This window comes from Phaeobacter sp. CC-HEC084 (genome assembly GCF_059429255.1).
This window is the reverse complement of the sequence record NZ_JCAIJQ010000002.1, coordinates 471,274-484,289: the sequence shown is the minus strand read 5'-3', so window position 1 is coordinate 484,289 and position 13,016 is coordinate 471,274. Positions and strand designations below refer to the sequence as shown.

The following is a 13,016-nucleotide window of genomic DNA, read 5'->3' as shown; positions in this document are numbered from 1 at the left end:
AGCCTCCGTCAGTGGCCCGGAAGTCCCGGGTTGGTTTGCTCAGCGCCGCGGTCAAAACGCGCCGAATGGAAGTCTGCCGGACGGTCGTGACCCGGCCAGATGGTGCAGGCGCGGCCCGCCCGCGTCAACGCCGCTGCCTGCATCTGCACGCGCTCAGGCATCGACCGCCCTCCGGGCGTTGGATACCTTCCACTCCAGCGCACCGGTGTGGACGGCCTTGTAGACAGCTTTTCCGATGGCTTCGCCGGTGGCCGTGTGCAGCCCGGCATAGGGATTTGCCCCGGAAGGTGCAGCAACCGCGACGCAATCGGTGCCGGTCCCGGTTGCGGTTCCACCGCCGCCCGGCAGCTCAAACCCCGCATCCATCACGGCTGCGGTGCGGGCCTGCACCACGATACTCAGCGCCTCAATCAGCCCGGCCTGCGTCAACCCTTCGGAAAGGCGCAGGGCGACATTGATGGTGCCCCAGTCGCGGCGGGAATAGTCCACCCGGCTGCCGATCCGTTCACCGTTTGACAAGCCGACGGTGGCCACCGCATGGGCCGAAATCCCCTCGACCGTGGCCAAGGCTTCGCAATAGTGCCGCACATCACGCGAGGTCAGGAAAGCGACCGCGTCGCTGCCGCCGCTCTGTGCCAACTCGTCTGCAAACCATTCGGTGACATCCAGATCGCGCGGCAGGTCGCTGTTCCTGACCTCGCGCCACAGGATGCGGCGAGCGGTGACAAATCCGGGCCGGTTCACCGCCCAGCTCAGCACCTGCATCTCGGCGCCGAGATCAAACTCGATCCATGGGCGTTGCAGGGTGACCGCGCCCATCACAGCACCTCCAGCGGCTGAAATATCGGGCCCTGCGCTGTGGTCTCGTGCCAGACCGAGATGCCAAAGGCGCGCGCCATCAGATCGGGCGTCAGCACCTCGGCGGGCGGGCCATCGGCCATGATACCGCCCTCGGCCAGCAGGATCAGCCGCGTACAGTGACGGGCGGCCAGTCCCAGATCGTGCAGGGACACCAGCGCCGCGCGCCCTTCGGCGGCGAGGCTGGCAAAGACCTCCATGGTGGAGATCTGATGCGAGGGATCCAGCCCGGCAGAGGGCTCATCCGCCATCAGGAGTGGCGTATCCTGGGCCAGCGCCCGGGCGATCAATGCGCGGGCCTGCTCGCCGCCTGACAGGCGCGAGGCGGCGCGCTTGCGGAACGAGTCCAGCCCCATGCGAGTGATTGCCTGATCCACCAAGGCCTGATCGGCGGCTGGCAGTCGCCGCCCCTGCGGCAGATGCGGTAGACGGCCAAGAGCGACCAAACGCTCGACCGGAATCGGCCAGGCGATCTCGCGCGATTGCGGCATCCAGGCCACCGTGTGGGCCCGTTCAGAGGCGTTCATTGTGGCCAGCGAACTGCTGCCCGCTGCCGGGATCAGCCCCAGCGCGGCCCGCATCAGGCTGGTTTTCCCGGCGCCATTCGGACCCAGCAGGCCGACGAACTCCCCCTTGCCAATCTCAAAGGACACATCGCGCAGCACCGAACGGCTGCGCAGGGTCACAGAAAGGTTCTGAACCGAAAGCACGCTCATGCCAGCCCCTTCCGCGTCTTGTAGATCAAGTGCAGAAACAAGGGCGCGCCAACCAGAGCGGTGACCACGCCCAGCTTCAGATCGCGGGTGGGCAAGATCAGCCGCACGGCAATATCCGCCAGTTGCAACATGATGGCGCCGCCAAGGGCCGAGGCCCAAAGCAGCCGCGAGGGCTGCCCGTCGACGAACGGACGCAGAATATGCGGCACCACAAGCCCGACAAAGCCGATGGCGCCTGCAACCGCGGTGGTGCCACCGGCAATGCTTGCAGTGCCGACGACCAGCAACCAACGCAGCTGCCTCAGGTTCACGCCCATGGTCTGCGCCGCATCCTCGCCCAGAGTCAGCGCATCCAGCCCGCGCCCCAGCGGCAGCAGGATCACCATCCCGGCCAGCACAAAGGGCAGCGCCAGCCAGACATGCTGCATCGAGCGGTCCGATAGCGACCCCATCATCCAGAAGACGATCTCATTAGCAGCAAAGGGATTGGGCGAGAGGTTCAGAACCAGCGAGGTCAGCGCCCCTGCCATTGCCGAAATGGCGATACCCGCGAGGATCAGCGTCAGTGATCCCCCATGCTGCCCGGCCAGCGCCATCACCAGAAACACACCGCCCAGAGCGCCAGCCAGCCCCGACAGCGGCAGGCCCAGCGTGGCGGTGGCAGCGAGGCCGGTGTTGATTGCCAATACCGCACCTAGCGCCGCCGAGGAGGACACACCGATCAGCCCCGGCTCGGCCAGCGGGTTGCGCAGGTAGCCTTGCATCGCCGCGCCCGCCAGCCCCAGCCCGGCGCCGATCACCGCGGCAAGGATTGCCCGCGGCAGCCGGATTTCACGCATCACAAGGCTGAGCGGGCCATAGCCATCGTCAAACAGGGCCGCCAGGCTTTCGCCCACACCGACATCTGCAGGCCCCACCGTCAGGGAAATCAGGAACAGCGCCAGAACCGCCGCCGAGAGGCACAGCATGAGCCGGGTCATTGGCGGGCCTCACGTTCCATAAAGGCGCGGCGCTCTGCCGCCAGTGTCTCTACCGCGCGCAACACATGCGGTGTTGGGCAGATCCAGTCGGCATTGCGGATTTCCCCGGCGCCGCTACGCCCGGCCAGCATGCGCACCAGCGGATGCTTCAGGATTTCCTCGCTGCGGGAATTGCGCGGATAGGCGGTTGTGCCGACCAGCAGATCCGGCTCTGACAGCACCAGCAGTTCCAGTGGCAGCTGGCCGGAATGGGAATAGCCCAGTTCATCGGCGATGTTGCGAAAACCTGCCGCCTCCAGGATTTGCCCGGCCAGCGTCTGGCGGCCTGCAGTATATCCGTTGGCCGCATAAAGCGCGGCGCGCGGGCGATCATCCGGGGCATCCGCCCGCAGAAACTCCAACTGCTGGTCAAAATCCGCCAGCAACCGGCGCGCGGCCTCCTGACGGCCCAGCGCCTCACCTACCTCAACGATGCGAGTTCGGACATCCTCCAGCGAAAAGGCGGGCCCGAATTCCGCCACCGGCACGCCAAGGCGGCGCAGCATATCCATCGTTGCAGGCGCCGAAGATGCGCCAGCGATCACCAGATCCGGCTTCAGCAGGTAGATTTCTTCCGCCAGCCCGTGATTGACCGGATAGGTCTGCGCCTCTTCGGCCATGGCCGAGGCCCGCGGATCCCGGGCGACGAAGGAAATCGAGATCAGCTGTCCCGGCGCGGCCAGCATCATCGCCATCTGATCCACGCAGAGATTCATCGTAACAACGCGCGACGGCCCGGCAAAGGCTCCGGTGGCGGCCCAGAAAAGGGCCAGGGCTATGCCGGGCAGCCAGCGCATCGATCAGAAGGAGGCCCGGACGCCGATATAGGCGGCGCGGCCGCGTTTCGCGTAGCCCCAGACGTCCGAGTATTCCTCGTCAAACAGATTGGTGACACGTCCGGTCAGGACCACATTCGGGTTCAGCTCATACTGGGCCGAGACATCGACGGTGGTGTAATCCGGCAGCTCGGCCGTGGCATAGGTGCCAAAGAACTGGCTGTCCCAGTTGCCTGCCACATGGCGGACATCCGCAGTGATGGAGCCGCGACCATTGAAAGTGTCGAGCGTGGCGCTCAGCAGCAGTTCGTGTTCGGGGCGGCGCACCTCGACCGTACCATTGGGGTTGGTGGCATCCAGATAGGTGTAGGACAGACGGAGATCGAGGTTTTCCGTGGCCTCAAGGCTGGCCGCCAGTTCGACACCTTTGCGCTCGCTGTCTCCGGCCTGATTGCGGAAGGAGAAGGTGGTCGCATTCACCATATAGGCTTCGATCTCACCCGTCAGCGTCTCGTCGAAATAGGTCACATCAACCAGCCCGCGCCCCTGCAGGAACGGCACCTCGACACCCAGATCAAAGCTGCGGTTTTCTTCGGGCTGCAAGTTCTGATTGCCCAGATAGGTAGTGGCACCAAAGGTGCTGTTGGCAAAGAGCTCAAAATAGGTCGGGTTCACGATACCGGTGCCGGCCGAGCCATGCAGGCGCACACCGCTGCCCGCAAAGGTATAGGACGCACTGGCGTTCCAGCTGGTGGCATCTTCGAAGGCATTGTTGTTGTCGCGGCGCACACCCAACTGCAGATCCAGACCATTGGCAAAGCTGCCACGGTATTCCAGCGCGATCGAATTGGTCTTGCGCGCAAAGGCCGGGTTGGAACGGCTGGAATCCTCTTCCCATTCCAGAATGGCGTTCAGCAGGTGATCTGTCAGATCTACCGTCTGGCCATCAAGGCCAAAGCTCAGCAGGTATTTCGCCGCTTCCGTCTTTGTCTCGGTCAGGGCGCCGCCGTTGTAGGATTGGTCAAAATCCGTACGCTCGTAAGACAGACGGTGTTTCAGGCGTCCGCCCAGCGTGTCGAGCTCCGCAAAGATCTGCGCCAGCTGTTCATCGCGGTCGCTGAACTGCGTGGGATCATCCACCACATAGCTGGCCGCATCGGTGGCGGTGAAGGAGGTGCTGTCGCTGTCGAAACGCTCTTCCGAGGCACGCAGGTTGAAACCCAGCTTCAGCCGCTCGGTCACAAGGTAGTCGCCTTTCACCTGCGCGGTGTTGCGGCGGATGCCATCCTCTTCGCCGCTGCTGCCGGAGAAGTCGTAGCCATCGTCATTATCGTGGGCGAGGTTGAGCGAGATGCCACCGCGTTCGGTCCGGGACGACACCCGCGCCGAGGCCCGGTAGCCGTCCGAGCCGACTTCGGCGCTGCCACCGTATTCGGTGCCGATGCCGCCACTCTTGGTGATGATGTTGATCACACCCGCCGAGGCGTTGGAGCCGTAGAACACCGATTGCGGACCGCGCAGCACCTCGATCCGCTCGATATTGGCGGTATCAAGGCCAGACAGGATATAGTCGCTGTCGCCGCCCGAGGCCTCGATGCCGTCAATCAGGATCAGCGTGTGGTTGGCTTCGGCGCCACGAATGCGGACCTGTGTAAAGCTGTCACCTGCACCGGTGACCATCAGACCAGGAACCGAGCGCAGCGCATCCTGAACCGTGGTGATGCCGCGCTGTTCGATCTCTTCGCTGGTCACGACCGAAACCGAGCGACCGTATTTCTGCGCCTCGACAGGGGTAAAACCACCGGAGACGATGAGTTCGCCCAGATCGATGATCTCCGCCTCCTGGGCGGTTGCAATTGCGGGGGTAGTGACCATCAGGGTGGCGGCCAGGGACAAGCTTGCCTTGCGCATCGTTTCAGTTCTCCCAGCCTGCACATTCGGTGCAGGAAAAGTGGCTGCCCATCGCGGGCAACATGTACAAATCATCGGTCTTTGGAAGGCAATGCTTCCACAGACGGTTTAATTGCCACCACTACGGAAGTCCGTCGTCCTCGGCGCGCCCCGCACCCGGACTGGGTGATCCTTCTGGCAGGTCTCCTGACTCGCGGGTCGCAGCTTTGCCGCGCCTTCCCACCTCCTCTTGAGGCAGTGGCATATCGCAGCATTGCTCTCCGCTCACAGTTGCGGGGGCAGTCATGGTTTTGACGTCTTGTACCGACGCCTTACCATGTTCCCTTTTACCCGGATGGTATTCCCAGCCGGACCAGAATGGCCGGACTTAGGCAAACTGGATTTACTCTGTCAAGAAGGAGTAGACGCCGCCAAGGATGGAGTTTTCAAACAATGCACCGCGCACACCAGCAACAATCGCCTGAAATCAACTGCTAAGTGATGGTTTCAATGCTGCAAACGCAATGCTGTGCTGCATCGACCGCAACCTTTGCGCAGGCGATATTCCACGCCACGGCATGGTTCCCCGTTCCGATCTCCACCGAATCCAATGGCTGGGGTCGTGGCTGTCCCCCCTGCCCCGCATCACGGACAGATTTCCCCTGGCAATGCCCCTGCGGTGGCAACGCGCCTCTTCCGCATCCCGGCGGAGCTATGCCGTTTTCATCTCCGCCCAAAGCGTTCCAGTACGAGACCGCGCATGAACGCCCAGATCTTCGCAAAGGTCTGTCGCGGGCACAGGTTCAGTCCGGTGGCCGGTTACAGGCTCCGGTTCAAACACGACGGAAAACCAGCTTGCGCGGCAGTCTATTTCATTGATGCTGCACTGACGGGCAGCTTGCTCGACGCCTTCATTTCTTTCAATGAGAGGTTGGACCGAATGCTGGTGACACCGGGTAGCCGCCTCAGAGTGCTGTCGACGAAACCACTGTAATCATCGAGATCACGGGCAACCACGATCAGCAGGAAATCATCCGCGCCGGTCGTGTTGTGGCAAGCCAGGATGTTCGGTGTCGTCTCAACGATGCGCTGAAATTCTGCCGTCGCGGCTTGATCATGCTCGGAACAGCGCAACTGGACGAAGGCCATAACGCCGAGGCCGAGCTTTCGACGGCTCAGATTGGCTTGATAACCTTCGATGATGCCGCTTTCTTCAAGACGTTTGAGCCGCCTCCAACAGGGGGTCTCGCTCATCCCCAGATGCTCGGACAACTTGGCATTGGTCATGCGGCCATCCTCCTGCAACAGGGTCAAGATCTCGGCATTGACGGCGTCGATGTCAGGCATGGGTAGATATCTTTCAATAATGACGATTCCATAGGGAATTCCACTCCAAATTTGCGCAATACGGGGAGGGTTGGCAAAGGTATTTCCCTCTTCCAGACTATGATCTCGTCCAAAATACTCTTCAGCGAAAGATCCTGCCATGAAAACCGTCCTTTTCGAAAAATTCCAAAGCGCGCCAAAGCTGGTTACCGTGGACGACCCGACGCCAGAGCCGCATGGCGTTGTCCTCAGGGTTGCGGCCACCGGCGTCTGCCGCAGCGACTGGCATGGCTGGATGGGACACGACAGCGACATCGACTTGCCGCATGTGCCTGGCCACGAGTTGGCTGGCGTCGTCGAGGCCGTTGGGAATGACGTCACAAAATGGAAGGTTGGCGACAAGGTCACCGTGCCATTCATCTGTGGGTGCGGCAGCTGTTCCGAATGCCATTCCGGCAACCAGCAGGTCTGCCTGCAGCAGGAACAGCCGGGTTTTACCCACTGGGGATCCTTTGCGGAATACGTAGGCATTCATCAGGCCGATCTGAACCTTATCGCCCTGCCCGAGACCATGAATTTTGCCACTGCCGCGAGCCTTGGTTGCCGCTTTGCAACCTCATTTCGGGCGGTGGTAGATCAAGGGAAGGTCAGCGCAGGACAATGGGTGGCTGTGCATGGTTGCGGCGGCGTAGGCCTGTCCGCCGTGATGATCGCCTCGGCTTGTGGGGCCAACGTGATCGGCGTGGACCTTGATCCAGCTAAGTTGACGCTGGCGAAGGAGCTTGGCGCCGTGACGGTGCTAAACGGTAGGGAGGCCGACGTGCCGGAGGCCATTCGGGAGATCACCCGCGGAGGTGCCCACGTCTCTCTCGACGCACTTGGTCACCCGTCAACTATGACCAATTCAATCCTCTGCCTGCGGCCGCGGGGCAAGCATGTGCAGGTGGGTCTGATGCTGGGTGAGCACGCGGCACCGACCGTTCCAATGCCAAAGATCGTCGGGCAGGAAATCGAATTGCTTGGTTCACACGGGATGCAGGCACATCGCTACGGCGCGATGCTTGACCTCGTCGCCAGCGGCAAGCTGGATCCGGCACGACTGGTCGGAGAGCAGATCAGCCTTGCCGATGCCCCTCAGGCCTTGATGGAGATGGATAAATTCCGCTCCGTGGGTGCCACTGTCATTACCCGCTTTTGAGCCATGGAGAAAATCGCATTCATCGGAAATGACACCTTGGCCTGCGTTATCGCCGACGATCAAAGGCGATATGCCAACGGAAAAACCGCCCGGCGCGGGACGCAGCCCAACATGACGCCTCATGTGGCTGAAAAGGTAATGACTGACGACCGAGGCGGCACGATGATGCCGCGCGCGATCACAGCATTCCATAGTCGGACCGTCGAACTGGAAAGGGTGAATAATGTTTGAGCAGGTGGAAGAATACCCTGTAGATCCAATCATGATCGGGGCAGAGTATTTCGCTCAGGACCCGCGGCAGGACAAGCTGAACTTGACGGTTGGCATCTATCAGGACGCGCAGGGACAGACGCCGGTCTTGAAGGCCGTCAAACAGGCAGAACAGCGGCTGGTCGAAAGCCAGACCAGCAAGTCCTACCTCGCGCTCACGGGCGATGCGGAGTATTGCGCGGTGCTCGGCCACGAGATCATGGGCGACGCCTACAGCAGCGACTGGATCGCGGCGCAAACCTCCGGCGGTGCGGTTGCCCTGCGGGTGATCGCAGATCTTCTGGCTCAAATGCCCAAAAAACCCACGGTCTGGCTGCAATCTCCGACCTACGGCAACTATGTCCCGATTCTCTCCGCGGCGCAGGCGAACTTCCGATCCCTGCCCTATTACGATTCGATCCGCAGCGAGCTCACTATTGACGAAATGCTCGACGGGCTCAGGGCCGCCAGCCCCGGCGATGTCTTCCTGATGCAAGGCGCCTGTCACAACCCGACCGGAGCGGATATGACACCAGAGCAAATCGCAGCTCTGCTCGACATCCTGGAAGAGCGCGGCATTGTGCCGTGGATCGACCTCGCCTACCTCGGGTTCGCCCGCAGTTTCGATGCAGACTGCGACCTCGCCCGACAAATTGCGGAACGGTTTCCCGAGTGCATTGTCTGCATCACCCTGTCAAAGTCCTTTGGCCTTTATCGTGATCGCGCCGGGGCACTTTTTGTCAAAACACGCACCCCAGATCGCAATCGCGTTAAACGGGCGGTCACCGCAATCGTCCGCTCGGGGGCATCACACGCGCCCGACCATGGCTGCTCTGTTGTTCGCACCATCCTGCAAGACCCCAAGCTCAAGGCGCTCTGGCAGGATGAACTCGAACAGATGCGGGATCGTGTGGCACAGATGCGAGAGACGATCGTCAAAGCGGAACAAGAAACCTATGGCACAGGAACCCTCGCGTTTCTCGGTCGGCAGAAGGGGATGTTCTCTTTGTTGCCGCTGACCAAATCCCAGGAAGTCGCGCTAACCCGCGACCATGGCATCCACGTCGTACAAGGCGGGCGCATCAATGTGGCACGGCTACGTGACCAGGACGTCCTGTGGCTGGTCCGTGCGGTCCAAAATGTCATGGATGACTGAAACTCACTAGGAATGGTGTCGATTGCACCACGCCATCTTAGTCTGACGGTCACGCTGTATCTTCCTAGTGGTGCTGGTCGGACGCTTGCCGCGTCAATTGCAGGGACTATCGAAAGCGTGAACAGGACGGGCGCCAAACGGCGCCCGTCCAAAAGCAAGTTATGTTGTTCGCTTATCCCCAGAGGGTGAAGGTATCCCCGCTCAGGTCCCACTCTCCGGGCGACACCAGCACATCTTCCAGCAGGACGCTGCTTTCGTGGCTGGTACCCGCTTCTGCGGTAAGCAGTGTATCTGCTCCGCTCTGCGTGACGCTGACAGACAGGTCGCCAAGGCCCCATCCCTTGATTTCAAGCGTATCGCCGACCTCAAAATCGGTGACGACATCCGAACCGAAGTCGAATGTATCAACCCCGTTGCTGTAGAGATCGAACTGGAAATGATCGGCGCCGGATCCGCCGGTGATCACGTCGTTGCCATCGTCACCGAAGAGCTGATCCGCACCGCTTCCGCCAATCAGGCTGTCATCACCCGATCCGCCGAACAGGAAATCCCCAGATTCGCCCGCAACAAGCGTGTCATTGCCAGCATTGCCATAGAGTTGATCAACACCACCGTCGCTGCCGACAATATAGTCATCGGTTGCAACACTATAGCTGTCCCCGACGATGGAGAAGCTCCCGTCGAACGTCCCGTCCTGCGGCAGAAACGAGCTGTGCAGGTGATAGTTCTGCAGCGTTACCGTGCTCTCATAGGAGGTGCCCGCCCCAAGGGTCAGGATCGTGTCGTTGCCCACGTGCTCAAGCGAGATCGTCACGACAGCACCCGGACCAAAGCTGTTCAGCTGCAGCACATCGCCGTCATTGAACCCCTCGATCACATCCTGGCCGGAGCTGGTGCCTTCGCCGTTCGCGTCCGCAGGTACCACGTCAATGTAGTAGGTATCGGCCCCCTCGCCGCCACGCAGCGTGTCATTGCCCCATTCACCGAAGAGCAGATCCGCGCCGCTTCCGCCAATCAGGCTGTCATCGCCCAATCCGCCGAACAGGAGATCCCCAGATTCGCCCGCAACCAGCGTGTCATTGCCAGCATTGCCATAGAGCTGATCAACACCACCATCGCTGCCGACAATATAGTCATCGGTTGCAACACTATAGCTGTCCCCGACGATGGAGAAGCTGCCATCGAACGTCCCGTCCTGCGGCAGAAACGAGCTGTGCAGGTGATAGTTCTGCAGCGTCACCGCGCTCTCATAGGAGGTGCCCGCCCCAAGGGTCAGGATCGTGTCGTTGCCCACATGCTCGAGCGAGATCGTCACGGCAGCACCCGGACCAAAGCTGTTCAGCTGTAGCACATCGCCGTCATTGAACCCCTCGATCACGTCATGGCCAGAGCTGGTGCCTTCGCCGTTTGCGTCCGCAGGCACCACGTCAATGTAGTAGGTATCGGCGCCCTCGCCGCCACGCAGCGTGTCATTGCCCCATTCACCGAAAAGCAGATCCGAGCCGCTTCCGCCAATCAGGCTGTCATCGCCCAATCCGCCGAACAGGAGATCCCCAGATTCGCCCGCAACCAGCGTGTCATTGCCAGCATGGCCATAGAGCTGATCAACACCACCATCGCTGCCGACAATATAGTCATCGGTTGCAACACTATAGCTGTCCCCGACGATGGAGAAGCTGCCGTCAAACGTCCCGTCCTGCGGCAGAAACGAGCTGTGCAGGTGATAGTTCTGCAGCGTCACCGTGCTCTCATAGGAGGTGCCCGCCCCAAGGGTCAGGATCGTGTCGTTGCCCACATGCTCAAGCGAGATCGTCACGGCAGCACCCGGACCAAAGCTGTTCAGCTGCAGCACATCGCCGTCATTGAACCCCTCGATCACGTCATGGCCGGAGCTGGTGCCTTCGCCGTTTGCGTCCGCAGGCACCACGTCAATGTAGTAGGTATCGGCCCCCTCGCCGCCACGCAGCGTGTCATTGCCCCATTCACCGAAGAGCAGATCCGAGCCGCTTCCGCCAATCAGGCTGTCATCGCCCAATCCGCCGAACAGGAGATCCCCAGATTCGCCTGCAACCAGCGTGTCATTGCCAGCATTGCCATAGAGCTGATCAACACCACCGTCGCTGCCGACAATATAGTCATCGGTTGCAACACTATAGCTGTCCCCGACGATAGAGAAGCTACCGTCGAACGTCCCGTCCTGCGGCAGAAGCGAGCTGTGCAGGTGATAGTTCTGCAGCGTCACCGTGCTCTCATAGGAGGTGCCCGCCCCAAGGGTCAGGATCGTGTCGTTGCCCACATGCTCAAGCGAGATCGTCACGGCAGCACCCGGACCAAAGCTGTTCAGCTGCAGCACATCGCCGTCATTGAACCCCTCGATCACGTCATGGCCGGAGCTGGTGCCTTCGCCGTTTGCGTCCGCAGGCACCACGTCAATGTAGTAGGTATCGGCCCCCTCGCCGCCACGCAGCGTGTCATTGCCCCATTCACCGAAGAGCAGATCCGAGCCGCCTCCGCCAATCAGGCTGTCATCGCCCAATCCGCCGAACAGGAGATCCCCAGATTCGCCCGCAACCAGCGTGTCATTGCCAGCATTGCCATAGAGCTGATCAACACCACCGTCGCTGCCGACAAGATAGTCATCGGTTGCAACACTATAGCTGTCCCCGAGGATGGAGAAGCTACCGTCGAACGTCCCGTCCTGCGGCAGAAGCGAGCTGTGCAGGTGATAGTTCTGCAGCGTCACCGTGCTCTCATAGGAGGTGCCCGCCCCAAGGGTCAGGATCGTGTCGTTGCCCACATGCTCAAGCGAGATCGTGACGACAGCACCCGGACCAAAGCTGTTCAGCTGCAGCACATCGCCGTCAGAGAAATCCGTAATGACTTCGGCGCCAAACCCGTCGTAGTCCATACCGTTCCAGAGAAGATCCGCCTGGAAGGTGTCATTCCCGGCTCCGCCCGTCAGCGTGTCGTTTCCTCCGGCGCCGTTAAGGGTATCGTCAAACAATGACCCTTGGACTAGGTTGTCACCTTCGTCTCCAAACGCTGTGCCGCCGGCAGAAGGTGCGTTTACGGTGTTGGGTGATGTCATTAGTATCTCCAGAATTTGACATTTTGCAATCTTGGGTTGAACAGCCCAAATATTAACAAATAGTTAAATCCTAACCGCGTGCGTTAATATTTTCCGTTAGCGCTGCGCTCGATGCGATTAATTAAATGTAAAGTAAGGTCATCTTTGCGTTAGGAATGCTCTGGTCAAGACGCGCATTGCGACAGTGCGCAACGCGCTCATTCATGTTGATCGCACAGTCGTTTTGTCTTTCCGCACTTGGTCAATGCAGCGGGATAAGTCAAAGCACTGCACTTCGGGCTGTCATGATCCCACATTGCAATGAGTACTGCCTCCCGCCGTTCTTCCGGTACCGTCAGGTTCGGCTTCCCTCTCGCAGCAATGGCGGGTCGGTAGCCTCCTTTCCCAGCAGGTCTTTCAAAACGACGTTGTCGAGCACTGTGTCTGCCTCATCTAACTGATCCAAATTGACTTTCACGGGCGTCCATCGCATCGCCAGATCCCTCGACTTTTCACTTGATGCGTCCTGCGCAAAGCTGACCTTCAAGCCAAACGCACGTGTCCCTGCTCGGTGTCGCTGATCCGAAGGTCCGCTTCCAGAAAACCCAGCATGATCTATTGCGCCTGCAGCAGAACCTTCGCTGAACTTCGCATGCATGTCGTGGATGGGCGGGCTGACGCCATCCGGCGAAAAAGTCTGCCCGGTTTTATCTGCGATCGGGCAGCCGCGCCGCCGCACGTCCGATCTGCCCCTGCAGCGG

General features: G+C 60.7%; 12 protein-coding genes and 1 riboswitch. Of the genes, 3 read left to right on the top strand and 9 right to left on the bottom strand.

The features are described from left to right. Window positions 1-8 precede the first annotated feature (8 nt). The 7 genes from AC5SSZ_RS02700 to AC5SSZ_RS02670 all read right to left on the bottom strand — a co-directional run bounded on the left by AC5SSZ_RS02700 (window position 9) and on the right by AC5SSZ_RS02670 (window position 6,747). Window positions 9-161: a hypothetical protein gene (locus AC5SSZ_RS02700; RefSeq protein WP_495436762.1), complete on the bottom strand. Its 153-nt coding sequence runs from the start codon at window positions 159-161 to the stop codon at window positions 9-11. Continuing rightward, complete coding sequence (locus tag AC5SSZ_RS02695; RefSeq protein ID WP_495436760.1) at window positions 154-819, bottom strand: adenosylcobinamide amidohydrolase; 666 nt, start codon at window positions 817-819, stop codon at window positions 154-156. The genes AC5SSZ_RS02700 and AC5SSZ_RS02695 overlap by 8 nt, the downstream gene beginning before the upstream one ends. Beyond that, window positions 819-1,574: an ABC transporter ATP-binding protein gene (locus tag AC5SSZ_RS02690; protein WP_495436758.1), complete on the bottom strand. Its 756-nt coding sequence runs from the start codon at window positions 1,572-1,574 to the stop codon at window positions 819-821. The genes AC5SSZ_RS02695 and AC5SSZ_RS02690 overlap by 1 nt, the downstream gene beginning before the upstream one ends. Then, window positions 1,571-2,554 (bottom strand): FecCD family ABC transporter permease, encoded by a 984-nt coding sequence (locus AC5SSZ_RS02685; protein ID WP_495436756.1) that lies wholly within the window; start codon window positions 2,552-2,554, stop codon window positions 1,571-1,573. Before AC5SSZ_RS02685 ends, AC5SSZ_RS02690 begins: the two co-directional genes overlap by 4 nt. Beyond that, window positions 2,551-3,390, bottom strand: coding sequence for an ABC transporter substrate-binding protein (locus AC5SSZ_RS02680; RefSeq protein ID WP_495436754.1), 840 nt, complete (start codon window positions 3,388-3,390; stop codon window positions 2,551-2,553). Before AC5SSZ_RS02680 ends, AC5SSZ_RS02685 begins: the two co-directional genes overlap by 4 nt. Before the next feature lie 3 nt (window positions 3,391-3,393). After that, the gene (locus AC5SSZ_RS02675) at window positions 3,394-5,280 is read right to left on the bottom strand and encodes a TonB-dependent receptor plug domain-containing protein (protein WP_495436752.1); all 1,887 of its coding nucleotides are present in this window, start codon (window positions 5,278-5,280) and stop codon (window positions 3,394-3,396) included. A 159-nt stretch (window positions 5,281-5,439) separates the two neighbouring features. Beyond that, window positions 5,440-5,652, bottom strand: a riboswitch (cobalamin riboswitch). 474 nt (window positions 5,653-6,126) lie between these two features. After that, a complete protein-coding gene (locus AC5SSZ_RS02670; RefSeq protein ID WP_495436750.1) occupies window positions 6,127-6,747 on the bottom strand; it encodes an Lrp/AsnC family transcriptional regulator in 621 nt (206 codons plus the stop codon). Here AC5SSZ_RS02670 and AC5SSZ_RS02665 point away from each other — a divergent pair. The 3 genes from AC5SSZ_RS02665 to AC5SSZ_RS02655 are packed head-to-tail and all read left to right on the top strand — an operon-like array spanning window position 6,746 to window position 9,188. Continuing rightward, the gene (locus AC5SSZ_RS02665; protein ID WP_495436749.1) at window positions 6,746-7,783 is read left to right on the top strand and encodes a zinc-dependent alcohol dehydrogenase family protein; all 1,038 of its coding nucleotides are present in this window, start codon (window positions 6,746-6,748) and stop codon (window positions 7,781-7,783) included. The genes AC5SSZ_RS02670 and AC5SSZ_RS02665 overlap by 2 nt on opposite strands. 3 nt (window positions 7,784-7,786) lie before the next feature. Then, a complete protein-coding gene (locus tag AC5SSZ_RS02660) occupies window positions 7,787-8,014 on the top strand; it encodes a hypothetical protein (RefSeq protein ID WP_495436747.1) in 228 nt (75 codons plus the stop codon). Then, window positions 8,007-9,188, top strand: a complete 1,182-nt coding sequence (locus AC5SSZ_RS02655) for an aromatic amino acid transaminase (RefSeq protein WP_495436745.1) — start codon at window positions 8,007-8,009, stop codon at window positions 9,186-9,188. The genes AC5SSZ_RS02660 and AC5SSZ_RS02655 overlap by 8 nt, the downstream gene beginning before the upstream one ends. Before the next feature lie 172 nt (window positions 9,189-9,360). Here the strand turns inward: AC5SSZ_RS02655 and AC5SSZ_RS02650 are convergent, their stop codons facing one another. Both AC5SSZ_RS02650 and AC5SSZ_RS02645 read right to left on the bottom strand, forming a co-directional pair. Then, window positions 9,361-12,276, bottom strand: a complete 2,916-nt coding sequence (locus tag AC5SSZ_RS02650) for a beta strand repeat-containing protein (protein ID WP_495436743.1) — start codon at window positions 12,274-12,276, stop codon at window positions 9,361-9,363. 334 nt (window positions 12,277-12,610) lie between these two features. Then, the gene (locus AC5SSZ_RS02645) at window positions 12,611-12,994 is read right to left on the bottom strand and encodes a hypothetical protein (protein ID WP_495436741.1); all 384 of its coding nucleotides are present in this window, start codon (window positions 12,992-12,994) and stop codon (window positions 12,611-12,613) included. Window positions 12,995-13,016: the final 22 nt, after the last annotated feature.

What these genes read in the sequence shown, in the direction of transcription:
- AC5SSZ_RS02665 (WP_495436749.1), top strand. Translation starts at nt 6,746, where the DNA reads ATGAAAACCGTCCTTTTCGAAAAATTCCAAAGCGCGCCAAAGCTGGTT.
- AC5SSZ_RS02695 (WP_495436760.1), bottom strand. Translation starts at nt 819, where the DNA reads ATGGGCGCGGTCACCCTGCAACGCCCATGGATCGAGTTTGATCTCGGC.
- AC5SSZ_RS02655 (WP_495436745.1), top strand. Translation starts at nt 8,007, where the DNA reads ATGTTTGAGCAGGTGGAAGAATACCCTGTAGATCCAATCATGATCGGG.
- AC5SSZ_RS02670 (WP_495436750.1), bottom strand. Translation starts at nt 6,747, where the DNA reads ATGGCAGGATCTTTCGCTGAAGAGTATTTTGGACGAGATCATAGTCTG.
- AC5SSZ_RS02680 (WP_495436754.1), bottom strand. Translation starts at nt 3,390, where the DNA reads ATGCGCTGGCTGCCCGGCATAGCCCTGGCCCTTTTCTGGGCCGCCACC.
- AC5SSZ_RS02700 (WP_495436762.1), bottom strand. Translation starts at nt 161, where the DNA reads ATGCCTGAGCGCGTGCAGATGCAGGCAGCGGCGTTGACGCGGGCGGGC.
- AC5SSZ_RS02650 (WP_495436743.1), bottom strand. Translation starts at nt 12,276, where the DNA reads ATGACATCACCCAACACCGTAAACGCACCTTCTGCCGGCGGCACAGCG.
- AC5SSZ_RS02660 (WP_495436747.1), top strand. Translation starts at nt 7,787, where the DNA reads ATGGAGAAAATCGCATTCATCGGAAATGACACCTTGGCCTGCGTTATC.
- AC5SSZ_RS02690 (WP_495436758.1), bottom strand. Translation starts at nt 1,574, where the DNA reads ATGAGCGTGCTTTCGGTTCAGAACCTTTCTGTGACCCTGCGCAGCCGT.
- AC5SSZ_RS02685 (WP_495436756.1), bottom strand. Translation starts at nt 2,554, where the DNA reads ATGACCCGGCTCATGCTGTGCCTCTCGGCGGCGGTTCTGGCGCTGTTC.
- AC5SSZ_RS02675 (WP_495436752.1), bottom strand. Translation starts at nt 5,280, where the DNA reads ATGCGCAAGGCAAGCTTGTCCCTGGCCGCCACCCTGATGGTCACTACC.